This is a genomic window from Pseudoflavonifractor sp. An184 (assembly GCF_002160305.1).
Classification (GTDB): Bacteria; Bacillota; Clostridia; order Oscillospirales; family Oscillospiraceae; genus Lawsonibacter; species Lawsonibacter pullicola.
In genome coordinates this window covers 1-1,850 of record NZ_NFKI01000125.1, presented here as the reverse complement: position 1 = coordinate 1,850, position 1,850 = coordinate 1, and the positions used below count along the sequence as shown (strand labels likewise).

Genomic DNA, 1,850 nt, shown 5'->3' with positions numbered 1-1,850 from the left:
GGGGGCTGCGGACAAAAAGCTGGACCAAAACAGATCATAGAAGAAAAGATCAAGCAGCCAGGCCCAGGCAGCGTCTGAAGTCCAACGGGCTGCGCCAGCCAAGGGACTGCTTGATGCGTTTCCGGTTATACCAGTGCAGGTAGCTGTCCAGTATGGAGATGAATTGTCGGAGGGTCACGCCCTCCCAGGAGACGCCGTAGAACATCTCATTTTTCAGCCGGCCAAAGAATCCCTCGCAGGCGGCGTTGTCCGGTGAACAGCCCTTGGCTGACATGGAACGCCGCAGGCCGGCAGCTTTTGTGCGCTGAATCCAACCGGGCCAGCGGTAATGCCCGCCCCGGTCCGAGTGGAGGATGGGGTGCTCTCCTTCCTGCAGTTGCGAGATTGCCGCGTCCAGCATGGAATTCGCCAGCCGGGCATTGGGAGAGGTTCCGATCGCCCAGCTTACCGCCATGCCGTCAAAGCAGTCAATGATCGGTGAGAGGTATATTTTCCCTGCGGGAATGCTGAATTCCGTAATATCTGTCAGCCATTTCTCGTTGGGCTTTTCCGCGTGGAAGTTCCGGGCAATGAGATTGGGGACTGCCGGGCTGATCTCACCAAGATAGGAGTTATAGCGCCGGCGTCTGATGTTTCGGACAACAAGGTGTTCCTCCTTCATCAAGCGGCGGACCACCTTCTCGGACACTCTGCGTCCAAGGCCTCTCAAGGCGGCGTGGAGCCTTCGATAGCCGTAGCAGCCATTCACAGCGGCAAAGGTCTCCTTGAGCTCCTGCCGCAGGCTCTGGTATTGATCTGGTTTATCCAGCACTGCTTTCTGATAAAAGTAGCTGCTTTTGGACAGTTTTAAGCACTCCAATAATTCTTTCAGCCGATATGTGTTTCTAAGGGCGTCAATCACTACGGCCTTTTCCCGATTGCTTAGATGATCTGGATTGACGCCCTCCTCTTTTTTTAGGATCTCATCCGCCTTCTTCAGAACATCTACCTCCAGCTGCAGCCGGTGGCGTGTTCTCTCCAATTCCTGGTTCTCCCGCCGCAGCGCCTCTACCCTTTCTGCCAGTGCGGCGTTTTCCGCCCGCAATGCCTCTAACGCCGCCTCGGTGATTGGCTCCTCTGGTTTTTCCATCTCGTCTGTACACCCCCCGGCAAACAGTTTCTCCCGCCAGAAATACAGGTTGGAATGACTCACGCCATACCTGTTTGCGATCTTTTCCGCACTGCCCCCTCTGGCGCAGAATTCCACTACGGCCTCCCGTTTCTGTTCCGGTGTACATTTTACGACATTTCGCCTCGGCATACAAGCCTGTCCCTCCGGCGGCCTCGTTTCCAACACCCATTGCCGCAGACGATCCCGGTTGACATATCCCAGGGCCTTAGAGGTTTTCGTATAGTTGCACCCATTGGCATAATAGTGGGCCACCGCCTTCTCCTTTTGCTCCTGTGTATGCAAAGGCGCCCGGATGAAATCCCGGTGCAGATCTCCACTTTTCTGATATTCCCGATACCAGCCACGCAACGCCTCGTGAGATGGGTATCCCAACTCCTGGATCGTCTTGTTCGCTTGATATCCGGATGCGATGTATGCTTTGACTGCTCGCATCCGTTCCTCGTATGTGTACATTCTTGCCCCTTCCCGGTCCAGCTTTTTGTCCGCATGGCCCTGGGCGAAATTTTCTCTCTTTGTTTAGGCGGCGCAATTTTTGAGATGCCTGACATATTGCTGTGCACAGCGTCGGTGAAAAAGCCGGGAACTCTTTGGAACCGCTGGATTTTTTCAAACCTTCGACCACCTAAAATTCAAAAAACGGTTGCAGCGACCACCTGGCACGGCGCTGAGGCGAAATCCC

1 protein-coding gene is annotated in these 1,850 nt (G+C 54.8%); it reads right to left on the bottom strand.

Annotated elements, in window-relative coordinates:
- Positions 1–49: 49 nt before the first annotated feature.
- Positions 50–1,624 carry an IS3 family transposase gene (locus B5F19_RS16695; protein ID WP_087292879.1) on the bottom strand — a complete coding sequence of 525 codons (1,575 nt, stop codon included), beginning with the start codon at positions 1,622–1,624 and terminating at the stop codon, positions 50–52.
- Positions 1,625–1,850: the final 226 nt, after the last annotated feature.

What these genes read in the sequence shown, in the direction of transcription:
- B5F19_RS16695 (WP_087292879.1), bottom strand. Translation starts at nt 1,624, where the DNA reads ATGTACACATACGAGGAACGGATGCGAGCAGTCAAAGCATACATCGCA.